General features: G+C 71.6%; 2 protein-coding genes and 1 pseudogene. 1 reads left to right on the top strand and 2 read right to left on the bottom strand.

Translation table 11 applies throughout. The features are described 5' to 3' along the window. Positions 1-24: 24 nt before the first annotated feature. Together SACSA_RS0113565 and SACSA_RS0113570 are read right to left on the bottom strand one after the other, a co-directional pair. Entirely contained in the window at positions 25-1,371 is a 1,347-nt protein-coding gene (locus SACSA_RS0113565) for an MFS transporter (RefSeq protein WP_019816456.1), read from the bottom strand. A gap of 406 nt (positions 1,372-1,777) precedes the next feature. Further along, positions 1,778-1,966, bottom strand: a complete 189-nt coding sequence (locus SACSA_RS0113570) for a DUF1918 domain-containing protein (protein WP_028661852.1) — start codon at positions 1,964-1,966, stop codon at positions 1,778-1,780. A 169-nt stretch (positions 1,967-2,135) separates the two neighbouring features. On the opposite strand from SACSA_RS0113570, the pseudogene SACSA_RS0113575 reads away from it, so the two are divergent. Next, positions 2,136-2,837 (top strand): annotated as a pseudogene (locus SACSA_RS0113575) (hypothetical protein); the annotation flags it as partial.

The following is a 2,837-nucleotide window of genomic DNA, read 5'->3' on the forward strand; positions in this document are numbered from 1 at the left end:
GCCCCTTCTCGCGTTTTCGCGGCCTCAGGCCGCGACGGGTTCGGGTCGGGGCCCGGTGTGCGGCTCGGGGTCGAGCCCGGGCAGGGGTTCGGGGTCGGCCACCGGCTCGGCGCCGATGACCGCGTCGGGGGTCTCGGTGCGGGGGGACACCGTGTGCTCGGCCGGGGCCGAGCCGCCGGAGGTCACGGCGTCGGGGGTCGCCGTGTCCTCCGGGGTGGCCCGCGCCTCCGAACGGCGCTCGACGGCGCGGGACAGCAGCGCGAGGGACAGGCCCACGACGGCGAGCGTCGCACCCACCACGTTCGGCGAGACCAGGCCGAAGCCGCCCGCGATGGCGAGGCCGCCCAGGTAGGCGCCGATCGAGTTGGCGATGTTGAACGCCGACTGCACGGCGGCGGACACCATCGACTGCGCGCCCCCGGCCTTCTCCATGACGCGGGCCTGCATCATCGGCCCGACCATGAAGGAGGTCATGCCGACCAGGAAGATCGTCACGGCCGCGCCGACCTTGCTGTCGGCGGTGACGGTGAACGTGGCCAGGACGATGGCCAGCGCGCTGAGCGCGCCGTAGAGGCCGGAGGTCGGGAACCGGTCGGCGAGCCTGCCGCCGACCACGTTGCCGACGGTCATGCCGACACCGGCCAGCGAGAGCAGCAGTGTCACGCTCGCGGCCTGGTAGCCCGCCACCTCGGTGAGCATCGGGGCGACGTAGCTCAGGCTGGCGAACCCGCCGCCGAGACCGAAGGTGACGATCGCCAGGGCGAACCACACCTGGGGACGGCGGAAGGCGGTCATCTCGCCGCGCAGCGAGCTCTTCGCGGGCTGGGGCTGGCGGGGGACCAGCTTGGCGATGCTGGCCAGCGCGACCAGTCCGATGGCGGCGACGACGGCGAACGTCGCACGCCACCCGACCTGCTGTGCCAGCAGGGTGCCGCCGGGGACGCCGACGACGTTGGCCAGTGTGAGGCCGAGGAACATCATGGACACGGCCTTCGCCCGCTGCCGTGTGCCGACGAGGTTGGCCGCGACCACGGCGCCCGCGCCGAAGAAGGCGCCGTGCGGCAGTCCCGCCAGGAAGCGGAACGCCACGCCGAGTTCGTGGCTCGGGGCGAGGGCGAACAGGGCGTTGCCCGCCGTGAACACGCCCATCATGGCCAGCAGCATGGTCTTGCGGGGAAGCCGTACGGCCACGGCCGTGAGCAGCGGGGCTCCCACGACCACCCCCAGTGCGTAGGCGGTGATCATGTGGCCGGCCGCGGGGATGGAGATGCCGAGATCGGCGGCCACCTCAGGCAGCACACCCATCATGACGAATTCGGTGGTACCGATGCCGAAGGCACCGATCGCGAGCGCGAGCAGCGCGATGGGCACAGGGCTCCCTTCGGGACGAGTGGGGCAAGGTCGTCGTGCGACGGGACTGGATCGATCAAGACGGAAGGCCGCGCTCGATCCGGGGCAGGAACGTCGTTGGTAAGACTTGATCGATCCAGACGGGGACCGAAGAAAAGACCCAGCTCCTCTGTTTCCCTCGTCGGATGGGGTGCTGGATCTGTCTCTTGTCTAGTTCAACTCAGAACGGCCGCGATGTCATCCTGCTCAGACGTGATGCTGGCCACGACCGGGTTTATCTCGGGAGACCCTGGTGCCCGCGCTGCTCGCACGCGGGCTCGGCCCCGGCTGGTGCGGGCAGGGGGCGCGGGGCGGGCGCGCCGTCACGACCACCCGGGGACCGGGTGTCCGGGCGCGCCTGCCTCGATATCGATGCCGCGCCGCCCTGTCACTCGGAGTGCGCTTCGACCTCGCAGTCGGGCCCGGGGAACATCAGGCCTTCGTGACCGTCGGAGAACCGGACGAGGTAGGGCGGCTCCCCGTGTTCTCCCCGCACCTCGACGATCTCGCCCTGCCGTTCGCCCGCGCCCACGGTGCGCCCGTGCACGCGGATCGTGTCTCCCACGGATGCTCGCATCGTTGACCACCTCCGTAACGCCCAGGGTAGGAGCGCTCGGGCGGGAGGGGCGAGTCGAAACCGGGTGACGCGGGCAGAAACGCCCGGCCCGGGGACACCGGAGCCGCCGCGGGCCGCGTGGTGGCCGCGTGCGGCCTAGACTCGCGGGCGAGCGAGGAGGACGGACTCCGTGTGTGGAATCGTCGCCGCGATCGGCGACTACGACCTCGGCATCTGCCGGGCGATGTTGGACAGGATCGCCCACCGCGGCCCCGACGACACCGGGGAGATTCGCGCGGGAAGGGTCTGGCTCGGCCATCAACGCCTGTCGATCATGGACGTCGAGGGCGGGCACCAGCCGATGAGCGACGCGGCGACCGCCACGCATCTCGTGGCCAACGGCGAGATCTACAACCACGGGCGGGTGCGGCAGCACCTCGGCCACGAGCTGTTCGAGACCGGGTCCGACAGCGAGGCCGCGCTGCACGCCGTCGTCGTGGAGGGGCCCGCCGGGCTCGCGCGGTTGCGCGGGATGTTCGCCCTCGCGCTGGCCACCGACGACGGTGACTTCCTCGCCGCGCGGGACCCGGTCGGGGTGAAACCGCTCTACTGGGCACGCCGCGAGGACGTCACCCTGTTCGCCAGCGAACTGCGGGCGTTCGACCCCGCCGACCGCCCGTGGGTGGAGAGCTTCCCGCCCGGTCACTGCTGGAGCCCGTCGGGCGGGCTGGTGCGTTTCCCGGTGATGCCGTCGATCCGCTCCATCAGCGCGTCGAACTCGCCGCTGACGTGCAACTGCCCCACGAACTGCTCCCGTTCTCGGCCGCGGACACGGCCACACCCTTCACGTGACCGGCTCGCACGCTGGTATATACCGCTCTCGGTGGCGACC

Source organism: Saccharomonospora saliphila YIM 90502, from assembly GCF_000383795.1.
Taxonomy (GTDB): Bacteria; Actinomycetota; Actinomycetes; order Mycobacteriales; family Pseudonocardiaceae; genus Saccharomonospora; species Saccharomonospora saliphila.